We start from the raw sequence: 21,913 nt of genomic DNA, 5'->3' as shown, positions 1-21,913 counted from the left end.
CATCCTCTCCGACGATCCGCGCGGATCACAGACCTCTCAGGAAAGCTCCATGACGATCCTCGTCACCGGCGGCGCCGGCTTCATCGGCAGCAACTTCGTGCTCGACTGGTTCAAGACCTCCGACGAGCCGGTCGTCAACCTCGACGCCCTCACCTACGCGGGCAACCTCGAGAACCTGGCCTCGCTGAAGGACGATGCGCGCCACGTCTTCGTGCAAGGCGACATCTGCGACCGCGCGCTCATCGACCAGCTGCTCGCCACGCACCAGCCGCGCGCGATCGTGCACTTCGCGGCCGAGTCGCATGTCGACCGCTCCATCCACGGGCCCGGCGCCTTCATGCGCACCAACGTCGAGGGCACTTTCACGCTGCTCGAGGCCGCGCGTGCGTTCTGGTCCGCGCTCGAAGGCGACGCGAAGGCGGGCTTCCGCTTCCACCACGTCTCGACCGACGAGGTCTACGGCTCGCTGAAGGCAGAGGATCCGCCCTTCGCCGAGACGAACGCGTACGAGCCCAACAGCCCCTACTCGGCCTCGAAGGCGGCCAGCGACCACCTGGTCCGCGCCTGGCACCACACCTACGGCCTGCCGGTGGTCACGACCAACTGCAGCAACAACTACGGCCCGTACCACTTCCCCGAGAAGCTGATCCCGCTGATGATCGTCAACGCGCTGGCCGGCAAGCCGCTGCCCGTGTACGGCGACGGCCAGCAGATCCGCGACTGGCTCTACGTCACCGACCACTGCTCGGGCATCCGCGCGGTGCTGGCCGGCGGCACGCTGGGCGAGACCTACAACATCGGCGGCTGGAACGAGCAGGCCAACATCGACATCGTGAAGACGGTGTGCGCGTTGCTCGACGAGCTGCGCCCCGATCCCGCCGGCCCGTATGCCCGCCTGATCACCTACGTCAAGGACCGCCCCGGCCACGACCGCCGCTACGCGATCGACGCCCGCAAGATCGAGCGCGACCTGGGCTGGCGTCCGGCCGAGACCTTCGAGACCGGCATCCGCAAGACGGTGCAGTGGTACCTTGCGAATGAGGAATGGTCCGCGCGCGTGCTCTCGGGCGCGTACCGCGAGTGGGTCACGAAGCAGTACGGCGCTTGAGGTCCGAGGACACGATGAAAGTTCTGCTGCTCGGAAAAAACGGCCAACTGGGCTGGGAGCTGCAACGCGCCCTCGCCCCGCTGGGTGATCTGGTGGCGCTGGATCGCAGCGACGGCGGCGATCTCGGCGACAGCGACGCGCTTCGCGCCACGGTGCGCCGCGTCGCGCCGGACGTCATCGTCAATGCCGCGGCCTACACCGCCGTCGACAAGGCGGAGAGCGAGCCCGAGGCCGCCCGCCAGATCAATGCGCTCGCGACCGGCGTGCTGGCCGAGGAAGCCAAGACCCTAGGCGCGCTGCTGGTCCATTATTCGACCGACTACGTCTTCGACGGCGCTGGCAACGACTGGCGCTTCGAGGATGCGCCGACCGGTCCGCTGAGCGTCTACGGCAAGACCAAGCTGGAGGGCGAGCAGTTGATCGCCACCGCCGGCGCGGATGCGCTGGTGCTGCGCACGAGCTGGGTCTACGCGGCGCGCGGCGGCAACTTCGCCAAGACCATGCTGCGCCTGGCCACCGAGCGCGAGCAGTTGAAGGTCGTCGCCGACCAGATCGGCGCGCCGACCGGTGCGGACCTGCTGGCCGACATCACCGCGCACCTCATCCGCGCGACGCTGAAGGATCGCGCGCTGAGCGGCACTTATCACGCGGTCGCCAGCGGCGAGACCAGCTGGCACCAGTATGCGAAGCACGTGCTGACGCGCGCGCGGGACAAGGGCGTGACGCTGAAGGTCCAGCCCGAGCAGGTCGAGGCGCTGGCCAGCAGCGCCTACCCGACGCCGGCCCCGCGCCCGCTGAATTCGCGCCTGGACAACCACAAGCTGCAGGACCGTTTCGGCCTGGTGCTGCCGCACTGGCAGACCGGCGTGGACCGGCTGCTCGACGAGATCCTGTGAGAGGGGACAGCACGATGGGCAACGACACCCGCAAGGGCATCATCCTGGCCGGCGGCTCCGGCACCCGGCTGCATCCGGCGACGCTGGCGATCAGCAAGCAGCTGCTGCCGGTCTACGACAAGCCGATGGTCTACTACCCGCTCAGCACGCTGATGCTGGCGGGCATGCGCGACATCCTGCTGATCAGCACGCCGCAGGACCTGCCCCGCTTCGAGGCGCTGCTGGGCGACGGCGCGCGCTGGGGCATCAACCTCCAGTACTGCGTGCAGCCCAGCCCGGACGGGCTGGCGCAGGCCTTCATCCTGGGCAAGGACTTCATCGGCGGCGCGCCCAGCGCGCTGGTGCTGGGCGACAACATCTTCTACGGCCACGACTTCGCCGGCCTGCTGGGCAGCGCCGACGTGCAGACCGACGGCGCCACCGTCTTCGCGTACCACGTGCACGATCCGGAGCGCTACGGCGTGGTCGAGTTCGACGGCGACAAGCGCGCCGTCAGCATCGAGGAAAAGCCCAGGACGCCCAAGAGCAACTACGCCGTCACCGGCCTGTACTTCTACGACCGCCAGGTCTGCGACATCGCCGCCGACATCCAGCCCAGCCCGCGCGGCGAGCTCGAGATCACCGATGTCAACGCGCGCTACCTCGCGCAGCAGCAGCTGCGCGTGGAGATCATGGGCCGAGGCTACGCGTGGCTGGACACCGGCACGCACGACAGCCTGATGGAAGCCGGCCAGTTCATCGCGACGCTGGAGAAGCGCCAGGGCCTGAAGGTCGCGTGCCCTGAAGAGATCGCCTTCCGCAAGGGCTGGATCAGCGCCGAGCAGCTGGAGCGACTGGCGCAGCCGATGCTCAAGAACGGCTACGGGCAATACCTGAAGCAGGTGCTCAACGAGAAGGTGTTCTGATGAATGTGATTCCCACCGCGCTGCCCGAGGTGCTGATCATCGAGCCGAAGGTCTTCGGCGATGCGCGCGGCTTCTTCATGGAAAGCTGGACCGAGCCCAAGTTCAACGCCGCCTGCGGCTACGACGTGCGCTTCGTGCAGGACAACCATTCACGCTCCAGCCAGGGCGTGCTGCGCGGCCTGCACTTCCAGCTGCCGCCGCACGCGCAGGGCAAGCTGGTGCGTTGCACGGCGGGGGCAGTGTTCGACGTCGCCGTCGACATGCGCAAGTCCAGCGCCAACTTCGGCAAGTGGGTCGGCGTCGAGCTGACCGGCGAGAACCACCGCCAGCTGTGGATCCCGCCGGGCTTCGCGCACGGCTTCCTGGTGCTGAGCGAGACGGCCGACTTCCTCTACAAGACCACCGATCTCTACGCGCCGCAGGCCGAAGGCGCGGTGCGCTGGGACGATCCGGCGGTGGGCATCGAGTGGCCGACGCTGCCGGTCGAATTCAAGCTCGCGGAGAAGGACGCCAAGGCGCCGCTGCTCGCGGACGCCAAGTTCTTCGACTGAGCCGCCGATGGCCGCGCCGCTGCTGCATCTCATCGCGGGCGCGCGGCCCAACTTCATGAAACTCGCGCCGCTGGTGCGGGCGCTGCGCGCCGATGGCCGGCTCGCATGGAAGCTGATCCACACCGGACAGCATCACGACGCCGCGATGAGCGGCGTGTTCTTCGACGAGCTCGGCCTGCCGCCGCCCGACGTCTCGCTGGACTGCCACGGCGGCGGTCATGCGCAGCTGACCGCGCGGATCATGCAGGCCTATGAGCCGCATGTGATCGCGGACCGTCCTGCCGCCTGCGTCGTCGTCGGCGATGTCGACTCCACGCTGGCCTGCGCGCTCACGGCGCGCAAGCTCGGCGTGCCGGTGGCGCACGTCGAGGCCGGCCTGCGCAGCGGCGACATGACGATGCCCGAAGAGATCAACCGCCGCGCGACCGACGCGATCACGGACTGGCTCTTCACGACCGAACCCAGCGCGGCCGCGCACCTGCGTCGCGAAGGGCATCCGGACACGCGCATCGTCGAGGTCGGTCATGTCATGGTCGACAACCTGCTCTTCCAGTTGCAGCGGCTGGCCGCCGGCGATGCCGAGGCGCAAGCCGCGGAAGCGGCGGCGCAGGCGGCGCTCGATGCCGCTGGCGCCGGCGACGCGACCACGGGCCGCTTCGGTGTCGTCACGCTGCATCGGCCGGCCAACGTGGATGATCCGGCGCAGCTCGCCGCACTCATGCAATCGCTCGGCACGCTGGCAGCGCGACTGCCGCTGCTGTTCCCGGTGCATCCGCGCACGCGTGCCCGCCTCGAAGCGCTGGGCCTGACGCCCGCACCGGGATTGCACCTGCTGCCCCCCCTGCCCTACCGCCCGTTCCTGGCGCTGTGGCGCCGCGCCGCGCTGGTCCTCACGGATAGTGGCGGTCTGCAGGAAGAGACCACCGCGCTGGGCATTCCCTGCCTCACGCTGCGCGACAACACCGAGCGGCCGGTCACGGTGGACCTCGGCACCAACCAGATCGCTGGCACCGACCCGGCGCGGATCCTGGCACTGGCGATGCAACGGGTCGATGACATCGACGGCCGCTGGCCCTCACCCCTGCCCTCTCCCGCAAGCGGGAGAGGGGGTGGCAGGAGCAGTGGCGGACTCCCTCTCCCGCTTGCGGGAGAGGGTGGGGGTGAGGGCCAGCCCAACGTTGAAGTACGCCGCCCCCCTCTCTGGGACGGCCAGGCGGCCGCGCGCATCGTCGCCCGGCTCGCGGGCGATCTCCTCCGCTGACCGGCCACCCCCGCGTTCCGGGGGGCTCTGAAAGAACTGCTTACAGGTGGATGCATTTCGCAGGTGCGCCACTCGTACAGTCATTCGCTCAGGCGCACGGAGAGGCGCCCGGCAAGTGCTGAGGAGGTATGCCATGCACGTTTCCATCGCCCCGCACGGGGAGGTGGCCGGTTCCGCCGTCGGCGGGCCGCCCACCGCAGAAACAATCACGACGCCCGCGACAGCGACATCCGGTCCCACCGGCATGGCTGTCGCCATCGACTTCGACAGGATCCGCGCCACGCTGATGGTGCTGGGCATCGCCCTGCATGCCGCGGACGTCTTCGTCAGCGCCGGCGACTGGCTGGTCTCCGATTCCCACCGCGGCATCGCCTTCGACGCGTTGGTCGCTGTGATCCACAGCTTCCGCGTCCCAGGCTTCTTCCTGCTATCGGGCCTGCTCTTCGCGGGCAGCCTGACGCGTCATGCCGCACCTGGCCTCGCGCTGCGCCAACTGGTACGCCTGGGCGTGCCGCTGCTGAGCTGCTGGGCCGTTCTCAACGCCGCGCAGACCGCCCTGCTGGCCTGGCATCGCGGCGGTGACCCATGGGAGGCGCTGGCATCGATCTCGACGCCCATGGGCCATCTCTGGTTCGTGCGCGACCTGCTGGTGATGAACCTGCTCGTGCTGGTCTGGGTGGCGATCCGCGGCGCTCTGCCGCTTGGGACCCGGCGGAAGATCGCCTTCGCGTCCCTGCCCGCGTCCCACCCGATCCACTGGATGACCGTGGCGCTGATCGGCGCCCTGCTGAGTCACCTCCTGCTCGTCGTCGTCCGGCTGAGCGGCCTGGCCTATGCGCCGGGACCCGGCGGCCTGACCTTGTTCAACCTGGCGTTCTACGCACCGATGTTCCTGGCCGGACTGACGATGCGACACCACCCGACGTGGCTGGCCGGTTGGCTGCGCACGCCGTGGTGGCTGCTGCCGGTGGCGGCCTTCGCGGCCAATTGGGGCGACGCGGCCAGCGACACGCTGCCGCACGCGCTGGCGCGAGAGGTGGCGCTGGCCGTGGAACTGCTCGGCATCTGGCTGGCCACCGGCGCGGCCGTCGGGCTGCTCGCCCGCTGGCGGAGCCGCCCGCACGGCAGCGGTATGGGCGACCGTCTTGGCCACCATCTGGGCCGCGCGCTCGCCGACGCGAGCTACACGATCTTCCTGGTCCACCACCTGATGGTGGTGGCGCTGGCGCTGCTCCTGCTGCCGCTGGACTGGCCCGCGGCGCTGAAGTTCGCGCTCATCGCTTCAGGCGCCTTGGCGCTCAGCCTGGCCTTCCATCGCTGGGTGGTGCGCCCCTTCGCCGTGACGCGGCTGCTGTTCAACGGCCGCCTCCCGGCGGCCCCGCACGACCAACCCGTCACCGCCACTGCTGGACGAGCCTGACGGCCACGCCTCAGGCGCTTGAGGCGCCCGAGGCACCACGAGGTGCCTCCGCGCCTCGCGTTGTGGCGCGCCTCAGTTCGTGTCGAGCGCCGGGAAGCCCTTGACCAGGTCGTCGACCGCCTTGACCTGTTCCAGGAACGGCTTGAGCTGCGACAGGCGCAGCGCGCTGGGGCCGTCGCAGAGCGCCTTCTCCGGATCCGGATGGGCTTCCAGGAACAGGCCGGCCAGGCCGATCGCCATGCCGGCGCGGGCCAGCTCGGTCACCTGACCCCGACGGCCGCCCGACGCCGCGGCGCCGGACTCGCGCTGCTGCAGCGCATGGGTCACGTCGAAGATCACCGGCTTGCCGCCGCTGACCTGCTTCATCACGCCGAAGCCCAGCATGTCGACGACCAGGTTGTCGTAGCCGAACTGCGCGCCGCGGTCGCACAGCATCACGTTCGGGTTGCCGCCTTCCTGGAACTTCTCGACGATGTTCTTCATCTGCGGCGGGCTGACGAACTGCGGCTTCTTGATGTTGATCACACGGCCGGTCCTGGCCAGCGCGATCACCAGGTCGGTCTGGCGCGCCAGGAAGGCGGGCAGCTGCAGCACCTCGCACACGGCGGCGACCTCGGCGGCCTGATGCGGCTCATGCACGTCCGTCAGCACGGCCACGCCGTGCGCCTTCTTGACCGCCTCGAAGATCCGCAGGCCGGCTTCCAGGCCCGGGCCGCGGTAGCTCTTGATCGAGGAACGGTTGGCCTTGTCGAACGAGGCCTTGAACACGTAGGGGATGCCCAGTTCCTTCGTCACGCGGACGTACTCGCCGCAGACGTCGACGGCGAACTGCTCCGACTCCAGCACGTTGACCCCGCCGAACAGCACGAACGGCTTGGCGTTGTCGACCACGATGTCATTGATCTTGACCATCTCGATTCCCTCAGACGAAGGCGGCAGTATCCCACGCGCTCCCGGCGCGCCTGCCCTCTCCCCACCCCCTCGATCGGCGGGCGCGCCGGCCCGCGCGGCGGTGATGACCGCCTTTCGCCGACACCTCGCGACGGTTTTTCCCGACGCCATCCTGTGCGTTTTGCGAGTTTCAATTTCGAATATCGAACGGGTTATGGCACCCGACATCCGAGTATGTAACGGACCGCAATAAGGGCGTGATCCGAGACATTGGTGGGGTTGTCAATCCTCGACCCGGATGTTTCAAACGGTACGCCGCCAGAGGCGCCGAATATTCCACGGAATCGCGCCATGCGACCCGACGAGTGGGTAGAGAACCCCGGCGTCATCCCCCAATACTGACTCATGGCTGCAACACCTCCACCACGGGGGAGGAAATCGGCAGCCAGATATCCGGGTCGCCAACATCCAGTAACAAGAATCCCGCCCGACGAATGACGCTGTCATCGCCGGCGCGCAAGAAGAAGAGATTGAGGCCTATTAATCGTCAACGCGCTTTCGCGCACCAGCAGTAATCCAATCACCATGACGAATATCTCTTCTTCCCTGCGAGTTTCCGGCCTGAGCGCCTGCGCGCTGGCGACGGCCCTCATGGTCACCGCCTGCGGCGGCGGTGGCGGCGGCAATGGCGGCACGGCCGCCATCCAGTCGCTCGAGACCCCGCCCATCGTCGCTTCGGCCCCCGCCGCCACGCTGGCCAGCCCCGCGGCCAGCCAGGCCGTCGCCGGCGTCTCCGTGCTGGCCACCAACGCCCGCCCCGCCGCGGCCGCCGCCTGCACGGCCGGCAACTTCGGCAGCTTCGACCGCCCGTTCAGCCCGGACTCGCCGTGGAACAGCCGCCCGGTCGCCCCGGTGCTGGGCTCGGCCACGATCCCCACCGCGCTGTACACCCCGACCGTCGCCGCCGGCGCCTGGTCGAGCGCCGCCTTCCAGGCCTCCGCCAGCGACGCGCCCATGGTCGTGACCGGCGCCACCGCGCAAGGCGTGTGGGACCCGGACAGCGAGGTCTACCGCCCCAGCATCACCATCGCCAACTGGCCGGCGGCCACCACGCCGGCCACCGGCACCGACGGCCATGCCGAGATCGTCGACCCGGCGACCGGCGTCGTCCATTCGTTCTGGGGCCTGAAGCAGGTCAACGGCGCCTGGGTTGCCAAGCAGTACGCCTGGACCCCGCTGGCCGGTCGCGGCATGGGCGATCCCTCCCACTACTACCAGGGCGCGCGCGCGGCCGGCGTCTCGACGCTGGGCGGCCTGATCCGCACCGCCGAAGCGGTCGACGGCGACACGATGTACCGTCATGCGCTGGCCATGTCGCTGGACGCCACCGGCCTGAGCGCCGCCCCGACCTACCGCTTCCCGGCGACCTCCGCGGACAGCAACGCCGCGACGACCAACAGCGGCCAGATCCCGATGGGCTCGCTGATGATGCTGCCCGCCAGCTTCAACGCGCAGGCCCTGGCGACGCCCGAGCTGCGCAAGGTGGCCGAGACGCTGAAGACCTACGGCGCCTACGTGGTGGACCGCAACACCGGCACGCCCTTCGTCATCTACGTCGAGATCGGCGCCGACCTCAAGCTGCACCGCAACGGCTGGAGCAACGCCACGGCGAACGACCTGGAGCTGATGCGCGCGGCGATGCGCCCGGTGGAGAGCGCCTCGGCGTGGAAGGACGGCAACGGCAACACGAGCTCGACGGTGACCAGCACCGCGCTGAACCTGCTGTCGATGCGCGGCGGCTGGTGGCGCACCAAGGGCACGGTCAGCGGCGAGTTCGACACCTGGCGCCAGGCGCTGGTGTTCCCCGCCACGACCACGCAGATCGAGCAGGCCAACGCCACGGGCCGCGCGATGAACCCGGTCACCTGGGCCATCCCGGCCACCGGCGAAACCTTCCGCCTGGACGTCGACGCGACGGGCGGCGCCTCGTTCCGGCTGACCATCGCGGACAAGGTCACCGGCGCCGTCGTCTACGACAGCGGCTACCTGAACGACGGGGACTCGACCACGCTGGTCTGGCCGAACGTGGCCGGCTTCAAGGTCACCACCTGGGCCCGCAGCGGCGTGGACAACGTCGAATCGACGCTGCGTCCCACGCTGACCAAGACCGGCGGTCCGGCCGCCAGCGTCTGCGCCGGTTGAGCGGACCGGCCGCGGCGGGCTGATCCACAGCCCGCCGCGGCGCGGTGGTCAGGCGCGGTGTCTGAGGAAGACGCCGCCCTGATCAGACCGGCTTCGGCCTGGAGCCGCGGCCGATCGCGTGATGCTCGATCCCGAGCATCGCCATCGTCGCCGGCTCGTACAGGTTGCGGCCGTCGAAGACCACCGGCTGCTTCAGCGCCGTCTTGATGCGGTCGAAGTCCGGCGTGCGGAACTCCTTCCACTCGGTGATCACGATCAGCGCGTCGGAGTCGCTCAAGGCATGCTCCGCGCGCTCGCAGAAGCTCACGCCGGGCACCTGGCTCAGCAGTTTCGCCGCCTCGCCCATCGCGACCGGGTCGTAGGCCGCGACCGCCGCGCCGCGGCGCGCCAGTTCCTCCACCACCACCAGCGACGGCGCCTCGCGCATGTCGTCGGTGTTGGGCTTGAAGGCCAGGCCCCACAGCGCGAAACGCTTGCCGCTCAGGTCCGGGCCGAAGCGCTCCACCACCTTGTCCACGAGCACCAGCTTCTGGCGGTCGTTGGCTTCCTCGACGGCGTTCAGCACCTTCAGGTCCTGACCGTATTCGCGGCCGGTACGCACCAGCGCCTTCACGTCCTTCGGGAAGCACGAGCCGCCGTAGCCGGCGCCCGCGTACAGGAACTGGTAGCCGATGCGCGGATCGGAACCGATGCCGCGACGCACCAGCTCGATGTCGGCGCCGACCTTCTCGGCCAGCAGCGCCAGTTCGTTCATGAAGCTGATGCGCGTGGCCAGCATCGCGTTGGCGGCGTACTTGGTGAACTCGGCGCTCTTCACGTCCATCACCATCAGCCGGTCGTGGCTGCGGGTGAAGGGCGCGTACAGCGCGCGCATCATCAGCGTGGCCTGCTCGTCGTCGGAGCCGACGACGATGCGGTCCGGCTTCATGAAGTCCTCCAGCGCCGCGCCCTCCTTGAGGAACTCCGGGTTGGAGACGACCGAGAAGTTCACGTCCACGCCGCGTTTGGCCAGCGACTCGGCGACGGCGGCGCGGACCTTCTCCGCGGTGCCCACCGGCACGGTGCTCTTGTCGACGATGACCTTGTAGTCGGTCATGCGCTCGCCGATGGAGCGCGCGGCGGCCAGGACGTACTGCAGGTCGGCCGAACCGTCCTCGCCCGGGGGCGTGCCCACGGCGATGAACAGCAGCGTGCCGTGCGCGACGGCGGCGTCGACGTCGGTGGTGAACTGCAGGCGGCCCGCGGCGCGGTTGCGCGCCACGACGGCGTCCAGGCCCGGCTCATGGATGGGGATGCCCCCGTCGTTGAGCACCTGGATCTTGTCGGGGTTCACATCGAGGCACACCACGTGGTTGCCCATTTCGGCCAGGCACGCGCCGGTCACGAGACCCACGTAGCCGGTGCCGATGGTGGTCACTTTCATTCGTTCTCTCCAGCTGGAAACAGTGGCGGTCGGCGGCGGTCGGTGGTGGCGGCCGGTCAGACCTTGTAGTAGTCGCGGTACCACGCGACGAAGCGGCGGATGCCCTCGGGCACCGGCATCGCGGGACGGAAGCCCGTCCACTCAGCCAGTTCCTCGACGTCCGCATGCGTGGCCGGCACGTCGCCGTCCTGCAGCGGGAGGAACTCCTTGACCGCCTCGCGGCCCACGGCCTGCTCGATCGCACCGATGAAGTCCATCAGCGGGATCGGGTCGTGGTTGCCGATGTTGAACACGCGGTACGGCGCGTTGGACCGCGCCGGATCCGCCTGCACCGGGTCGTAGGCCGGGTCGGCCGTGGCGGTGCGGTCGAGCACGCGCACCACGCCTTCGGCGATGTCGTCGATGTAGGTGAAGTCGCGGATCATCTTCCCGTGGTTGAAGACCTTGATCGGCTCGCCCGCGAGGATTGCCTTCGTGAACAGGAACAGCGCCATGTCCGGCCGGCCCCAAGGCCCGTACACGGTGAAGAAGCGCAGCCCCGTCGTCGGCAGGTTGAACAGGTGGCTGTAGGTGTGGGCCATCAGCTCGTTGGCCTTCTTGGTCGCGGCGTACAGGCTGACCGGGTGGTCCACGCCGTGATGCTCGCTGAAGGGCATGTGCGTGTTGCCGCCGTAGACGCTGGAGCTGGAGGCGTAGGCCAGGTGCTTCACGCCCGAGTGGCGGCAGCCCTCGAGGATGTTGGTGAAGCCGACGATGTTGGATTCGATGTACGCATGCGGGTTCACCAGCGAGTAGCGCACGCCGGCCTGCGCGGCCAGGTGCACGACGCGGTCGAACTGGTGCTTGGCGAACAGGTCGGCGATGCCGCTGCGGTCGGCGACGTCCATCTGCACGAACTCGAACCCGGGTTTCCCGCTCAGGCGCGCCAGGCGGGCGTGCTTGAGCGTCGGGTCGTAGTAGTCGTTGAGGTTGTCCAGGCCGACGACCTGGTCGCCGCGGGCCAGCAGGATCTGGCTCACGTGCATGCCGATGAAGCCGGCAGCGCCGGTGACGAGAACTTTCAAACCTGCTCCCCGGGGATGAGACGAACGCGAAGGCGCCGATTCTCACCCAGCCGGATGACGCCGCCGCGTCCCGGGCCCCGCTCAGTCAGGGGTAAACGCGGGTGGAAGCGTTGCCGGAGGCGGCGCTGGCGCCCTGCGGAGCGGTCGGGCTTGCGCCCAGGGTCGAATCGAGCGTCGAGTCGAGGGTGGAATCCGGGGCCGTCGCGCCGGGCGGCGGACGCAACGCCCGCTTGAGGCGCGTCAGGCCCTGGTAGAGCGCCTGCGGCATCAGGCTCATGCGCAGCAGGCGGCGGCGCTCGTCGGCGAAGACCTGGGTCTGGAAGCCCTTCAGCACCTGGCGTCCGGCGAACTTGTCGCCGTACTTGATCTGGTGGTGCGCGTGGGAGATCCGGAAGAAGTTGTGGAACTCCTCCATGTCCGCGCCGACCTGGACCGCCTCGGGATGCGCGCGGCGCCAGGCCTCGTCGGTGTCGAAGAAGCGGTAGCGGGCCGGCGGCGCGTGGCGGTTCAGCGCCCGGTCGTCGCCGTCGGCGTGGTAGCAGGCGCCCGGCTTGGGGTCGAAGACGATGGGGCCGGTGAACATCAGGCGGATCCAGGTGTCCAGGTCCTCGCCCAGACGCACGCCGACCGGGAAGCCGCCGACGTTCGCCAGAGCGGCCTTGTCGACCATCACCGCCGACGAGCACACCGGCGAGCCCTGCAGGGCGATGCGGTAGTAGTTCTCCGGCGTCAGCACGACGCGCGGCGCGGTCTCGGAGCTCACGCCGAGCGTGCGGCGACCGTCGGGGGTGACGACCTCGTAGTTGGTGGCCCAGCCGACCGCCTGCGGGTACTCCAGGCGCATGCGCCAGAGCCGCTCCAGGTGATCCGGATACCAGGCGTCGTCCGCGTCCAGGAAGGCAACGACTGGCCCCCGCGCCGATTCGACGCCGAGGTTGCGGGCCGAGGACACCCCGCCGTTGGGCTGCTGGATCAGGCGCACGCGCGGATCGCCGTAACGCTGGACGAGCGCCGCGCCGCCGTCGGTGGAGCCGTCGTCGACGACGATCACCTCGATGTCGCGCACCGTCTGCGCGCAGACCGAGTCGAGCGCGCGGACGATCTGGCCTTCCTTGTTGTACAGGGGGATGACGACGGACAGGCGCGGGTCGTCGGACGCAGCAATGCGGGTCGTGGAGGGCATGACAGTCCCGGTGGCGATCGATCGCAACCGGGAGCCCGCGAGCCCGGCAAGGACGTCGGCGCTCCACGTTGTTGTCGCGGGTGCTTGGATTCGCCCCGGCCTGGTGCCGGTTGCGCGCCATACGCACCAATGAGGTTAACGCCGCACCAACACGGCGTCATGCCGCGGCTGTCCCCGAAGGACGGCTCGGGGGACGCCCGCTCAGGGGGCGCCGCGGCGGGCGGCGGTCACGAGGGCGTCACGACGGGATCACGGCGGCATCGCGACGAGGGGCCCCCGTCCCGGCGAGCCGACGACGCCAGACGGCGGGCAGCTCGAACAGCGCCATCGCGGCGCGCCCTTGGGCGGCGCGCCAGAACCACCACGGCAGCAGCGTGCCGGCGGCGACGCCGACGATCAGGTGCGGCCAGGGCGTGGTGATGCCGAAGCCCTTGGTGAGCACGATGCGGGCGCCGCTGGCCACGAGGATGTGGGCGAGGAAGATCGCCATCGACGCCCGGCCCAGCGCGGCCATCCGTTGACCGTGGCCGCCGGTGGCCAGAGCGATGGACAGCACGCACACGGCCGAGAGGCCCAGCGTCGCCGCGGCGAGTCTGAGCAGCTTGGCTTCGCCGATGCTGCCGGCCTGCAGCGCGGCGAACGCCACGCCGCCGACGAACACGCCCGTCAGCGCCAGCCGCCACGCCGTCGCGACACCGAACCCCCGCGCGCCCAGCCAGGCCCCCGCGGCGAAATACAGCAGATGGCTGGAGACGAGCGCGGCGGGCATCGGCCAGTCGCGCTGCTGCAGTGCCATCAGGACCGCGCCGGTGAGCGTCAGCGCGGCGACGCCGGCCTTCGGACGACGCCAGCACATGACGACGGCGAGCACGCTCATCAGGAACAGCGCATAGAGGAACCAGAACTGCGCCCGCGGCGTCCAGCCCAGCGCGAGCACCTCAGCCAGCGTCACGGGCTTGCTGGTCCAGCGCGACATCAGCAGCTCGATGCCGCCTTGCAGCAGCGACCACAGCACGTAGGGATAGAGGACGGTGGCCACGCGGCCGGCGAGGTAGTCGCGCGGACCGCGCCGTGTCAGCGAGCCGACGAAGAACCAGCCCGACAGCAGGAAGAACAGCGGCATGTGGAAGCTGTAGATCGCCGAGTCCAGCGTCGTGAACCACCACGGGTCCATCGCGACGCCGCCGTTGACCAGCCCGCGCGCGACGTGGCCGTAGACCACCAGCAGGATGCCGAAGCCCTTGGCGATGTCGACCCAGTCGGATCGCGCCGCGTCGGGAGAGGGGAGCCGCGCCGTCGTCATCGTCGTACTGCCTTGAACGTCCTTGTGCTGCTCAACGCGGATCCAGGACTTCGCGCTTGCGCAGGCCCTGCTCCTGCTTGAGCTTCAGGTAGAAGCGGCCGCTGTCGACCATCGCCTGGAAGGCCGCCATGTCGCGCGTGCCGATCTGCACCGCCGGATTGCCGCCGAGAATGGCCCCGGGCGGATGGGACTTGGTGACCACCGCGCCGGCGCCCACGATGGTGCCTTCACGCAGCGTCACGCCGGGAAGGATCATCGCGCGCATGCCGACCCACACGAAGCGCTCGATGGTGACCGGTCGCAACAGATCGACCTCGTCGTACGGGATCATGGTCGCGCCCTTGTAGCGATGCATCGAGGTCATCACCGCGACGCCCGGCGCGAAGATCACGTGATCGCCGATCGTCAGGCCGCCCTGGCCGTTGAAGTAGCCGCCGCCCTCGATGTGCACATGGTGGCCGAGCGTGATCCGTTCCGGGAACACGAAGTCGTTGCGACCGGCGATGCCGCAGCCCTCGCCGCGCGACTTGAAGGTCACCTCCGGTGCCGATCGGCCCAGCAGGCGCCGCAGGACGCTCGAGATTTTTCCCATGCCTTGTTCTCCGTGATGGCGAGGCGTCAAGCCGCGACGCCCGCCCGCCAGTTCATCCCGCCCGGTTCAGCTTGCGCCGCAGCTTGCCAAGCACCGCCTCGCGATCCTCGCGCCGCAGGAAGGCCGTCCACAGCAGCAGCGCCGCGCCGGCGCCGACGCTGCAGGTGGTCAGCGCGAGCGCGGGCCAGGACGCCGGCACCGCCAGCCGCGATACCGCGAGCGACGCCAGGAACACCAGCGTCGCCATGCCCAGGATGGGCAGCGCCTCGCGGGCAAAGGTCCACCAGGGTCGCTGCAGGATGTGCGCGGCGTACAGCGGCGTGAAGACGAGGTTGCGCAGCAGCAGCACCAGCCCGCCCGCGATGGCGATGCCGTACAGGCCCCAGGCCTTGGCCATCGCGATCGCCAGGATCAGGTTCACCACGCCGGCCACGACCTGCAGGATGCCGGGCACCTTCACGTGGTTGGTGGCCAGGCTGACGTTGTGAAGCGGCAGGTAGGCGAGGTTGAGCGCCAGATGCCCGGTCGCGATGACCATCACCAGCCACAGCGGCGCGAAGGTCGGGCCTAGCCAGACATGCAGGATGGATTCCGAGAAGCCGCAGACGATGCCGATCGGGATCGCCATCACCAGCCCGAGGTTGCGGACCGAGGCGCGCGCGTAGTCGATCATCTCGTCGAGCTTGCCCTGCGCGTGCAGCGTGAGGATGGTCGGACCGAACACGCCCGACACCACCAGCGCGAAGTTGCGCAGCAGCATGGACCACTGCAGCACCAGCGCATACTGCCCGCCCGCCGCGGCGCCGACGACCTTGTTGGCCACCAGCAGGTCGATGTTGATCAGCAGCAGCGTGCCGATCTGGCTGATGAAAACCCAGCCGCCGGTGCCGCCAAGTTCCTTCACCACCGGCCACGAGAAGCCGTCCAGGCGAGGACGCAGCGTGGGCGCGAGCCGGCGCGACGCCACGATCACCACGCCGATCGTGGCCAGCGCGGCGCACAGCACGCTCGCGCCGACGTGCCACAGCTTGGGCATCGTGAGCTGGAACAGCACCAGCACGACGACCACACGCGCCACCAGGCCGAGGATGTTGCCCAGGTTCTGCAGGTCGAAGCGGTTGCGGCTGTAGACCACCGACTGGAACGGCGTGCCCAGGGTCGTCACCGCCAGCCCGCCCACCGTGAGGAAGAACAGCCAGCCCGCATCGCGTTCCCAGCCGGCGGGCACATCGATCCAGTGCGCGATCTGGGTCAGCAGCGGCAGACCCAGCACGCACATCAGCAGCCCGACCAGCGCGGAGGCCCACAGCGAGGAGTTGAAGATGCCGTTGGCGCGCACCTGGTCGCCGCTGCTCATCGCCACCGTCAGGTGCCGCCCCACCGCGGCGTTCAGGCCCGCGGTGATGACGTTGAAGTAGCCCGCCACGGTCACCGCCAGCGGCACCAGGCCATACGCGGCGACGCCCAGCTGGCGCACCAGGTAGGACACCAGCCACAGCGAGACGACGATGTTCAGCGCGAAGAACGCGACGTTGCTGATCAGGTTCGCGCCGAGTTTTCCCTGCCCCACGTCAGCCCCGCGACGCTTGCGCGCTGGACGAGTTCGACGCGGCCGGCGCCGGCGCGTCGGCACGCCGCCGCAGCGTCGCCTGCACCCGCCCGAGCGCGCGGTACAGCGGCTGCGGCAGCAGGCTCATGCGCAGCAGCCGGTCGCGCTCCGCCGCGAAGGCCGGCGAGCGGCAGTCCTTCAGCACCTTGCGGCCCGCGGCCTTGTCGCCCCACTTGATCTGGTGATGCGCATGCGCCAGCCGGAAGAAATCGTGGAAGGCCTCGATGTCCTGCGCCACCTGCGTCGCCTCGGGATGCGCGTGCATCCAGGCCTCGTCGGTGTCGAAGAACACGTAGCGCGCCGGCGGCGGGTTGCGCACCAGCGCGCGGTCGTCGCCGTCGGCGTGGTAGTACGCGCCGGGCCGCGCGTCGAAGGCGATCGGGCCCGAGAACAGCAGCCGGATCCAGGTGTCCAGGTCCTCGCCCAGCCGCACGCCGGCGGGGAATCCGCCGACGCGTTGAAGCGCCGCCTTGTCCACCGCCACCGCGGACGAGAACACCGGCGTGCCATGCCGCGCGATGCGGAAGTAGTTCTCCGGCGTCAGCACCAGCCGGGGCTCGGTCACGGCCGACACGCCGGGCGTGAGCCCGCCGGCCAGATCGACCACGTGATAGTTCATCGCCCACGCGACGGTGCCCGGATAGGCCGCGCGCAGCTGCCACAGGCGTTCGAGGTGATCGGGGTACCAGGCGTCGTCGCCGTCGAGGAAGGCGATCACGTCCGCCCGCGCGAGTTCGACGGCGCGGTTGCGCGCCACCGACACGCCGGCGTTGGCCTGCCGGTGCAGCCGCACGCGCGGATCGGCGATGGCCGCGACGATCTCGGGGCCGCGGTCCTTGGAGCCGTCGTCGATGACGACGACCTCGAAGTCCTGGAAGCCCTGCGCGAACACGGAGTCCAGCGCGCGGGCGATCTGGCCTTCCTTGTTGTAGAGCGGGATGACGACGGAAATGCGCGGCACGGACATCAACGACGACCCTCGCTGTACGGCGCGGCCGTGAAGTTCAGGCGAGCCATCTCGCACGAGTCCTGGATCGAGCGCGTCCACGGCGGCGCGGCGCGGCCGCCGACGGCCAGCTTCGCGATGCGGCGCGCGGCCTCGACCGGATCGGCGGTCGCATCGCCCACGCGGCCTTCGGGCCGGTAGCCGATCTCATCGAGGAAGTCGCCGCACTTGCGGTGGTACTCGACCAGGATGAAGGGCACGCCCGCCGTGTAGGCCAGGATGCACGCATGCAGCCGCACGCCGAAGATCGCGTCGCAGCGCTGCAGCTCGGCGTAGACCCGCTTGGGATCGTCGTCGTACGGCAGCCGCTCCACATGCGGATAGCCGTCCAGCGACGCGATCACCTCGTCGGTCACCGCATCGTCGCCGGAGCCCGCATGCCCGTTGAACACGAAGAAGCGCAGCGCGAAGCCCTCTTCCGCCAGCGCCTTCACCGTCGCCTTCACCGAGGCCACGCGGCGCTGCTCGTTCTCCAGGTTGCCCTTGCCGTAGTAGCGCTCGACGTTGCACACGCTGACGCCGATCACCGGCCGTCCCGTCGCGCGCTCCGGCAGCACCGGCGCCGCCGAATCCTTCATCACGTCCAGCATCAGCAGCGCCGGATCGAAGGCCTGGATCACCGGCGTGTCGACGTTCATCGCCTTCACGATCTCGAACGAGGCGCGGTCGCGCACGGCGATGTAGCTCATCTCGCCGATGAGCTTGCGGATCTCGCGCTCGCCGTCCGTGGACTTGAACGGACCGACCGACACGCCCGCGGCGGCGATGGACTTGCGGCCCACCTTCTGCACCAGCGACTGGCGCAGCAGATTGACCCACAGCTCCTGCGGCGAATGCAGCGTCGAGCCGCCGAAATACACCATGTGCCGCGCGCCCAGGCCCGACAGCGTGCGCGACAGCGTCTGCTGGCCGGGGTATCGACGCTCGGTCGGGATGATGGCCTGCGCGGGCTGGCTCAGCACCGGCAGCTCGGTGGCGACGAAGGCCAGGTCGCGGGCGCCCCAGTACTTGCGGCTGCCCCAGTCGGCGACGACGCAGAACACGTCGTCGCCGGTGTTGCGGTAGCCGTAGTAGCCGTTGAACAGGAAGTCGGTCATGCGGAATCCGGAAAAGGTAGGACCAGGTCGAGGGCCGTGGGGGGGCGGGACGAGGGGAAATGAACTCAGGCCGCGCGTCCGCGCCGCGTGGCCGACCGCCACAGCAGTCCGGCCGCGAAGGGGATGCCGTCGACGAGGTAGCGCCGCGCCAGACGGCCCGGTTCCTGCGTCAGGCGGTGCACCCATTCCAGGCCGCTGCGCTGCATCCAGCCGGGCGCGCGCTTCACGTCGCCGGCCACGAAGCTGAAGCTCACGCCCACGCCGAGGTACCAGGCGCGCGGCGCCAGCGGGCGCAGCTTCGCGATCAGCTTCTCCTGCTTGGGCGAGCCCAGCCCGATGAAGACGATCTGCGGCTGCCAACCGGTCAGCAGCGTCTCCAGCCGCGCCATCTCCTGCGGCTGCTGCTCGAAGCCGAACGGCGGACACAGGCAACGCACGCGGCCGGCGGCGACCGCCTCGGGGATCAACTTCGCGGCGGCGGCTTCGGCCGTGCCTTCGTTGCCGCCGATCAGCGCGATGCGCAGGCCGGCCGCCGCGGCCGCGGCCATCAGCGAGACGAAGAGATCGGAGCCCGTCAGGCGCGTCGGCAGCGGCGTTCCCTGCAGCTGGCTGGCCCAGACGATGGGACGGCCGTCCGCGGTGAACACGGTGGCATCGGCCACCAGCGCGCGGAAGGCCGGTTCCAGGCGCCAGCGGCGCAGGATGTCGATGTTGGGCGTCACCACCCAGCCGCCGCGGCCGGCGGCGGCTTCGTCGACGATGTGACCGGTCAGCACCGGCACCGTGGTGGCGGCGAACGGCAGTCCGTCGACCTGGATGGTCGGCAGCACGGCCGCGTGATCGGGTGTGAGGCTCATGGGATCAGACATCTCGTTTGGTTCTCACCCAGTCCACCTGACGCTTGACGATGAAGCGCAGGTACAGCGGAATCTTGGCCAGCAGGATGAAGGGCGCGCGGGCCAGCTCGCTCAAGGTCAGGATGTCGCCGGCCCAGCGCTGCTGCGCCAGCACGATGGCCGTCAGCAGCGCGCCCAGGCCCAGCAGCGACAGCACGAACGGCGCCGTCCAGCCCAGCACCAGCGCCAGCAGCAGCTGCACGGCCGTCCAGCCGACCAGCAGCATGCCCAGCAGCGCCAGCGGCGGCACCAGCATGTCCATCACCTGCAGCAGCTGCGCGCCGCGTCCCGGACGTAGGGACTGCCACAGCAGCTTCGGTCCTTCGCCGACCAGCATCGCCAGATGGCCGTGCTCCCACCGCGTGCGCTGGCTCGCTTCACCTTCGCTGCTGTTGGCGAAGACGCTGGTCACCAGCGCGTCTTCGCACAGCAGCGGCGGCGCGCCGAGTTGCGCCAGTCGGACGCCCAGCTGCATGTCTTCCGCCAGATGGCCGCTGGCCAGCGGCGCCTGCACCGCCACGTCCCACGGGAAGGCCATGCCGGTGCCGTACAGGCCGCAAGGCAGTCCGACCTGGTGCATGCCGCGCGGGCGCACCAGGTTCTTCACGCGCATCGCGAACTCCGCCACGCGCGCCTTCAAGCCGTCGTTGGCGGCCGACATCAGGTAGGTCGCCTGCACCGGCCGGCCGGTCGCATGCGCCACGCCGGCGATGCGGGGAAGCAGTTGCGGACCCAGCGTGCAATCGGCATCGAGCACGATCACGACGTCCGGCGCATGACCGGTCTCCAGCGCGATCCGCTCCAGCGCGCGCACGCCGAAGTCCAGCGCGTAGCCCTTGCCGCGTTCGGTCGCATGGGTGCGCTCGACCACGGTGATGTCGAACTCGCGCGCCTGCGCGGCGGTGTCGTCGCTGCAGTTGTCGGCCACGACGACGATGCGGTCCAGGGTCCCGAGCTGCGCCAGCGCCTGCATCAGCGTCGGACGCAGGCCGCGGCCCTCGTTGTGGGCCGGCATGATGACGGCGATGCGCGGCGGCCGCTCGAACGCGGGCAGCTTGCGGCGGTCCGGCTGCAGCGCCAGCACCACCTGCCACAGCACCAGCGCCGCCGGCGTGAGCACCAGCAGGCTGATGACGAGCATCAGCGTCCAGCCCACGGCGGACACGGTCGACAACAGCTCATGCATGCGCGCTCTCCTTCGCGCCCGACGCGGCACGATGAGGCGAATAGGTCTTCGCCGGAGAAGCGTACTCCTCGAACAGCGCGACCAGCTTGGCCGCCTCGCGGTCGACGTCGTGGCGCTCCAGCGCCGAGGCGCGCGCGCGTTGGCCGACGCGCGCCAGTTCGGCGTCGTCCAGCCGCAGGCAGGCGAGCATGGCCCGCGCCAGCGCCTCGGGATCGCCGGCCGGCAGCAGCCAGCCGTTCTCGCCGTCGCGGATCAGTTCCGGGATGCCCGCGATGCAGGTGCTGACGCACGGACGTCCCAGCGCCATCGCTTCCATGATCACGACGGGCAGTCCTTCGGCGAAGCTCGCCAGCACCAGCGCGCGCGCCGCGAGCAGCTCGCTGCGCACCGTGTCGCTGGAGATCCAGCCGGTGATGCGCACGTTGCGCTGCAGGCCGAGCTGCTTGATACGGTCTTCGATGGTCTTGCGCAACTCGCCGTCGCCGGCCAGCACCAGCTCGAAGTCCGGCACCTCGCGCGCGACCAGCGCGGCGGCCTCGATCAGCAGCAGGTGGCCCTTCTGCTCGGTCATGCGGCCGATGCAGATCAGGCGCTTGCCTTGCGGCGGCGGCGCCTCGACCGAATGGAACTCCGGATCCAGCCCGCAGTGGACGATGCGCAGCTTGGGCCACTCGGTGTATGCGACCCAGCGCGACAGCTGGCTGCGGCAGAACGAGGTGATCGCGGCGACGAAACGCGCGCCGCGGATCTTCGCGCCCAGGTGCAGGAAGTCCGGCCGGTCGAACTCCTCCGGACCGTGCACCGTCATGCTGTAGCCGGGGCCGCCGAGCGCCTCGATCAGCATGCCGACTTCCGCCGGGTTGGTGCCGAAGTGGATGTGCAGGTGCTCGATGCGGCCGGCGCGCAGCACCGGCATCGCGGCGCAGGCTTCCATCAGGTAGACGAGGTGGAAGGGCCAGGGCCGGTCGGCGCGGCGGCTCATGCGCAAGGCCAGCTTGAGCGCGGAGAAGAAGCGTCCCGGCGCGCGCGTCGCCTGCGCGAGCGTCGCCTTCAGCAGGCCGGCCGTGCCGTCCTTCAGCAGGTAGTGGGTGCGGGCCTTCTCGGCCTGGTCGACGGGATCGGGCGCGTCGTCGTCCCAGCCGCGGATGGCCAGGCGCAGCACGTCCAGGCCCTGCTGCTCGACCGCGAGGATCTCGCGGCGGATGAAGGTATGGCTGACCTTGGGGTAATGGTTCACCAGGTAGGCGACGCGCGGACGCGCGCCGGCCGTGGGCTGGCCTTGAGGGGCTTGGTCATCCAACTGCTTCGTGATCAATCGTT

19 protein-coding genes are annotated in these 21,913 nt (G+C 69.7%); 7 read left to right on the top strand and 12 right to left on the bottom strand.

The genetic code is table 11. The annotated features are described in order from the left end of the window. Positions 1–49 precede the first annotated feature (49 nt). From rfbB to ABE85_RS25800, 6 genes are all read left to right on the top strand, one after another. On the top strand, positions 50–1,108 hold the full coding sequence (gene rfbB, locus ABE85_RS25825) for a dTDP-glucose 4,6-dehydratase (protein ID WP_067283655.1): 1,059 nt from the start codon (positions 50–52) through the stop codon (positions 1,106–1,108). 14 nt (positions 1,109–1,122) lie between these two features. Next, on the top strand, positions 1,123–2,004 hold the full coding sequence (rfbD, locus tag ABE85_RS25820) for a dTDP-4-dehydrorhamnose reductase (protein WP_067283654.1): 882 nt from the start codon (positions 1,123–1,125) through the stop codon (positions 2,002–2,004). Positions 2,005–2,018: 14 nt separating this feature from the next. Further along, positions 2,019–2,909: a glucose-1-phosphate thymidylyltransferase RfbA gene (gene rfbA / locus ABE85_RS25815; RefSeq protein WP_067283651.1), complete on the top strand. Its 891-nt coding sequence runs from the start codon at positions 2,019–2,021 to the stop codon at positions 2,907–2,909. Beyond that, positions 2,909–3,460 (top strand): dTDP-4-dehydrorhamnose 3,5-epimerase, encoded by a 552-nt coding sequence (gene rfbC / locus ABE85_RS25810; RefSeq protein ID WP_067283649.1) that lies wholly within the window; start codon positions 2,909–2,911, stop codon positions 3,458–3,460. The genes rfbA and rfbC overlap by 1 nt, the downstream gene beginning before the upstream one ends. Positions 3,461–3,467: 7 nt before the next feature. Then, complete coding sequence (wecB, locus tag ABE85_RS25805; protein ID WP_067283647.1) at positions 3,468–4,721, top strand: non-hydrolyzing UDP-N-acetylglucosamine 2-epimerase; 1,254 nt, start codon at positions 3,468–3,470, stop codon at positions 4,719–4,721. A gap of 133 nt (positions 4,722–4,854) precedes the next feature. Further along, positions 4,855–6,141, top strand: coding sequence for an acyltransferase family protein (locus tag ABE85_RS25800; protein WP_082939115.1), 1,287 nt, complete (start codon positions 4,855–4,857; stop codon positions 6,139–6,141). A 72-nt stretch (positions 6,142–6,213) separates the two neighbouring features. Here ABE85_RS25800 and kdsA read toward each other — a convergent pair whose 3' ends face one another. Continuing rightward, entirely contained in the window at positions 6,214–7,053 is an 840-nt protein-coding gene (kdsA, locus tag ABE85_RS25795; RefSeq protein WP_067283643.1) for a 3-deoxy-8-phosphooctulonate synthase, read from the bottom strand. A gap of 564 nt (positions 7,054–7,617) precedes the next feature. Here kdsA and ABE85_RS25790 point away from each other — a divergent pair. Further along, complete coding sequence (locus ABE85_RS25790) at positions 7,618–9,234, top strand: Atrophin-1 multi-domain protein (RefSeq protein ID WP_197507425.1); 1,617 nt, start codon at positions 7,618–7,620, stop codon at positions 9,232–9,234. Positions 9,235–9,316: 82 nt separating this feature from the next. Here ABE85_RS25790 and ABE85_RS25785 read toward each other — a convergent pair whose 3' ends face one another. From ABE85_RS25785 to ABE85_RS25735, 11 genes are all read right to left on the bottom strand, one after another. After that, positions 9,317–10,657 (bottom strand): UDP-glucose/GDP-mannose dehydrogenase family protein, encoded by a 1,341-nt coding sequence (locus tag ABE85_RS25785; protein WP_067283641.1) that lies wholly within the window; start codon positions 10,655–10,657, stop codon positions 9,317–9,319. Between the two features lie 56 nt (positions 10,658–10,713). Beyond that, positions 10,714–11,721 carry an NAD-dependent epimerase gene (locus ABE85_RS25780; protein ID WP_067283639.1) on the bottom strand — a complete coding sequence of 336 codons (1,008 nt, stop codon included), beginning with the start codon at positions 11,719–11,721 and terminating at the stop codon, positions 10,714–10,716. Positions 11,722–11,806: 85 nt separating this feature from the next. Next, on the bottom strand, positions 11,807–12,904 hold the full coding sequence (locus tag ABE85_RS25775; protein WP_067283636.1) for a glycosyltransferase family A protein: 1,098 nt from the start codon (positions 12,902–12,904) through the stop codon (positions 11,807–11,809). A gap of 238 nt (positions 12,905–13,142) precedes the next feature. Then, positions 13,143–14,207 carry an acyltransferase family protein gene (locus tag ABE85_RS25770; RefSeq protein WP_067283634.1) on the bottom strand — a complete coding sequence of 355 codons (1,065 nt, stop codon included), beginning with the start codon at positions 14,205–14,207 and terminating at the stop codon, positions 13,143–13,145. 31 nt (positions 14,208–14,238) lie between these two features. Beyond that, on the bottom strand, positions 14,239–14,799 hold the full coding sequence (locus ABE85_RS28825; RefSeq protein WP_067283633.1) for an acyltransferase: 561 nt from the start codon (positions 14,797–14,799) through the stop codon (positions 14,239–14,241). Positions 14,800–14,851: 52 nt separating this feature from the next. Next, positions 14,852–16,369 carry a lipopolysaccharide biosynthesis protein gene (locus tag ABE85_RS25760; protein WP_067283632.1) on the bottom strand — a complete coding sequence of 506 codons (1,518 nt, stop codon included), beginning with the start codon at positions 16,367–16,369 and terminating at the stop codon, positions 14,852–14,854. Position 16,370: 1 nt separating this feature from the next. Further along, positions 16,371–17,375 carry a glycosyltransferase family A protein gene (locus ABE85_RS25755; RefSeq protein WP_067283630.1) on the bottom strand — a complete coding sequence of 335 codons (1,005 nt, stop codon included), beginning with the start codon at positions 17,373–17,375 and terminating at the stop codon, positions 16,371–16,373. Beyond that, on the bottom strand, positions 17,375–18,511 hold the full coding sequence (locus ABE85_RS25750) for a polysaccharide pyruvyl transferase family protein (protein WP_067283628.1): 1,137 nt from the start codon (positions 18,509–18,511) through the stop codon (positions 17,375–17,377). The genes ABE85_RS25755 and ABE85_RS25750 overlap by 1 nt, the downstream gene beginning before the upstream one ends. Positions 18,512–18,576: 65 nt before the next feature. Further along, positions 18,577–19,368: a WecB/TagA/CpsF family glycosyltransferase gene (locus ABE85_RS25745; protein WP_157523192.1), complete on the bottom strand. Its 792-nt coding sequence runs from the start codon at positions 19,366–19,368 to the stop codon at positions 18,577–18,579. Between the two features lie 4 nt (positions 19,369–19,372). After that, a complete protein-coding gene (locus ABE85_RS25740; RefSeq protein WP_067283626.1) occupies positions 19,373–20,593 on the bottom strand; it encodes a glycosyltransferase family 2 protein in 1,221 nt (406 codons plus the stop codon). Next, positions 20,586–21,893 (bottom strand): glycosyltransferase family 4 protein, encoded by a 1,308-nt coding sequence (locus ABE85_RS25735; protein WP_082939143.1) that lies wholly within the window; start codon positions 21,891–21,893, stop codon positions 20,586–20,588. The genes ABE85_RS25740 and ABE85_RS25735 overlap by 8 nt, the downstream gene beginning before the upstream one ends. Positions 21,894–21,913 lie beyond the last annotated feature (20 nt).

The sequence above is a fragment of the Mitsuaria sp. 7 genome (genome assembly GCF_001653795.1).
Taxonomy (GTDB): Bacteria; Pseudomonadota; Gammaproteobacteria; order Burkholderiales; family Burkholderiaceae_C; genus Roseateles.
The sequence above is the reverse complement of the archived record's forward strand: the minus strand, read 5'-3'. Positions and strand labels throughout refer to the sequence as shown.

Coding starts and splice junctions, on each gene's coding strand:
- ABE85_RS25785 (WP_067283641.1), bottom strand. CDS start 10,657: ATGAAAGTGACCACCATCGGCACCGGCTACGTGGGTCTCGTGACCGGC.
- wecB (WP_067283647.1), top strand. CDS start 3,468: ATGGCCGCGCCGCTGCTGCATCTCATCGCGGGCGCGCGGCCCAACTTC.
- rfbA (WP_067283651.1), top strand. CDS start 2,019: ATGGGCAACGACACCCGCAAGGGCATCATCCTGGCCGGCGGCTCCGGC.
- ABE85_RS25790 (WP_197507425.1), top strand. CDS start 7,618: ATGACGAATATCTCTTCTTCCCTGCGAGTTTCCGGCCTGAGCGCCTGC.
- ABE85_RS25750 (WP_067283628.1), bottom strand. CDS start 18,511: ATGACCGACTTCCTGTTCAACGGCTACTACGGCTACCGCAACACCGGC.
- rfbB (WP_067283655.1), top strand. CDS start 50: ATGACGATCCTCGTCACCGGCGGCGCCGGCTTCATCGGCAGCAACTTC.
- ABE85_RS25770 (WP_067283634.1), bottom strand. CDS start 14,207: ATGACGACGGCGCGGCTCCCCTCTCCCGACGCGGCGCGATCCGACTGG.
- ABE85_RS25745 (WP_157523192.1), bottom strand. CDS start 19,368: ATGAGCCTCACACCCGATCACGCGGCCGTGCTGCCGACCATCCAGGTC.
- kdsA (WP_067283643.1), bottom strand. CDS start 7,053: ATGGTCAAGATCAATGACATCGTGGTCGACAACGCCAAGCCGTTCGTG.
- ABE85_RS25755 (WP_067283630.1), bottom strand. CDS start 17,375: ATGTCCGTGCCGCGCATTTCCGTCGTCATCCCGCTCTACAACAAGGAA.
- ABE85_RS25800 (WP_082939115.1), top strand. CDS start 4,855: ATGCACGTTTCCATCGCCCCGCACGGGGAGGTGGCCGGTTCCGCCGTC.
- ABE85_RS28825 (WP_067283633.1), bottom strand. CDS start 14,799: ATGGGAAAAATCTCGAGCGTCCTGCGGCGCCTGCTGGGCCGATCGGCA.
- ABE85_RS25740 (WP_067283626.1), bottom strand. CDS start 20,593: ATGCATGAGCTGTTGTCGACCGTGTCCGCCGTGGGCTGGACGCTGATG.
- ABE85_RS25775 (WP_067283636.1), bottom strand. CDS start 12,904: ATGCCCTCCACGACCCGCATTGCTGCGTCCGACGACCCGCGCCTGTCC.
- rfbD (WP_067283654.1), top strand. CDS start 1,123: ATGAAAGTTCTGCTGCTCGGAAAAAACGGCCAACTGGGCTGGGAGCTG.
- rfbC (WP_067283649.1), top strand. CDS start 2,909: ATGAATGTGATTCCCACCGCGCTGCCCGAGGTGCTGATCATCGAGCCG.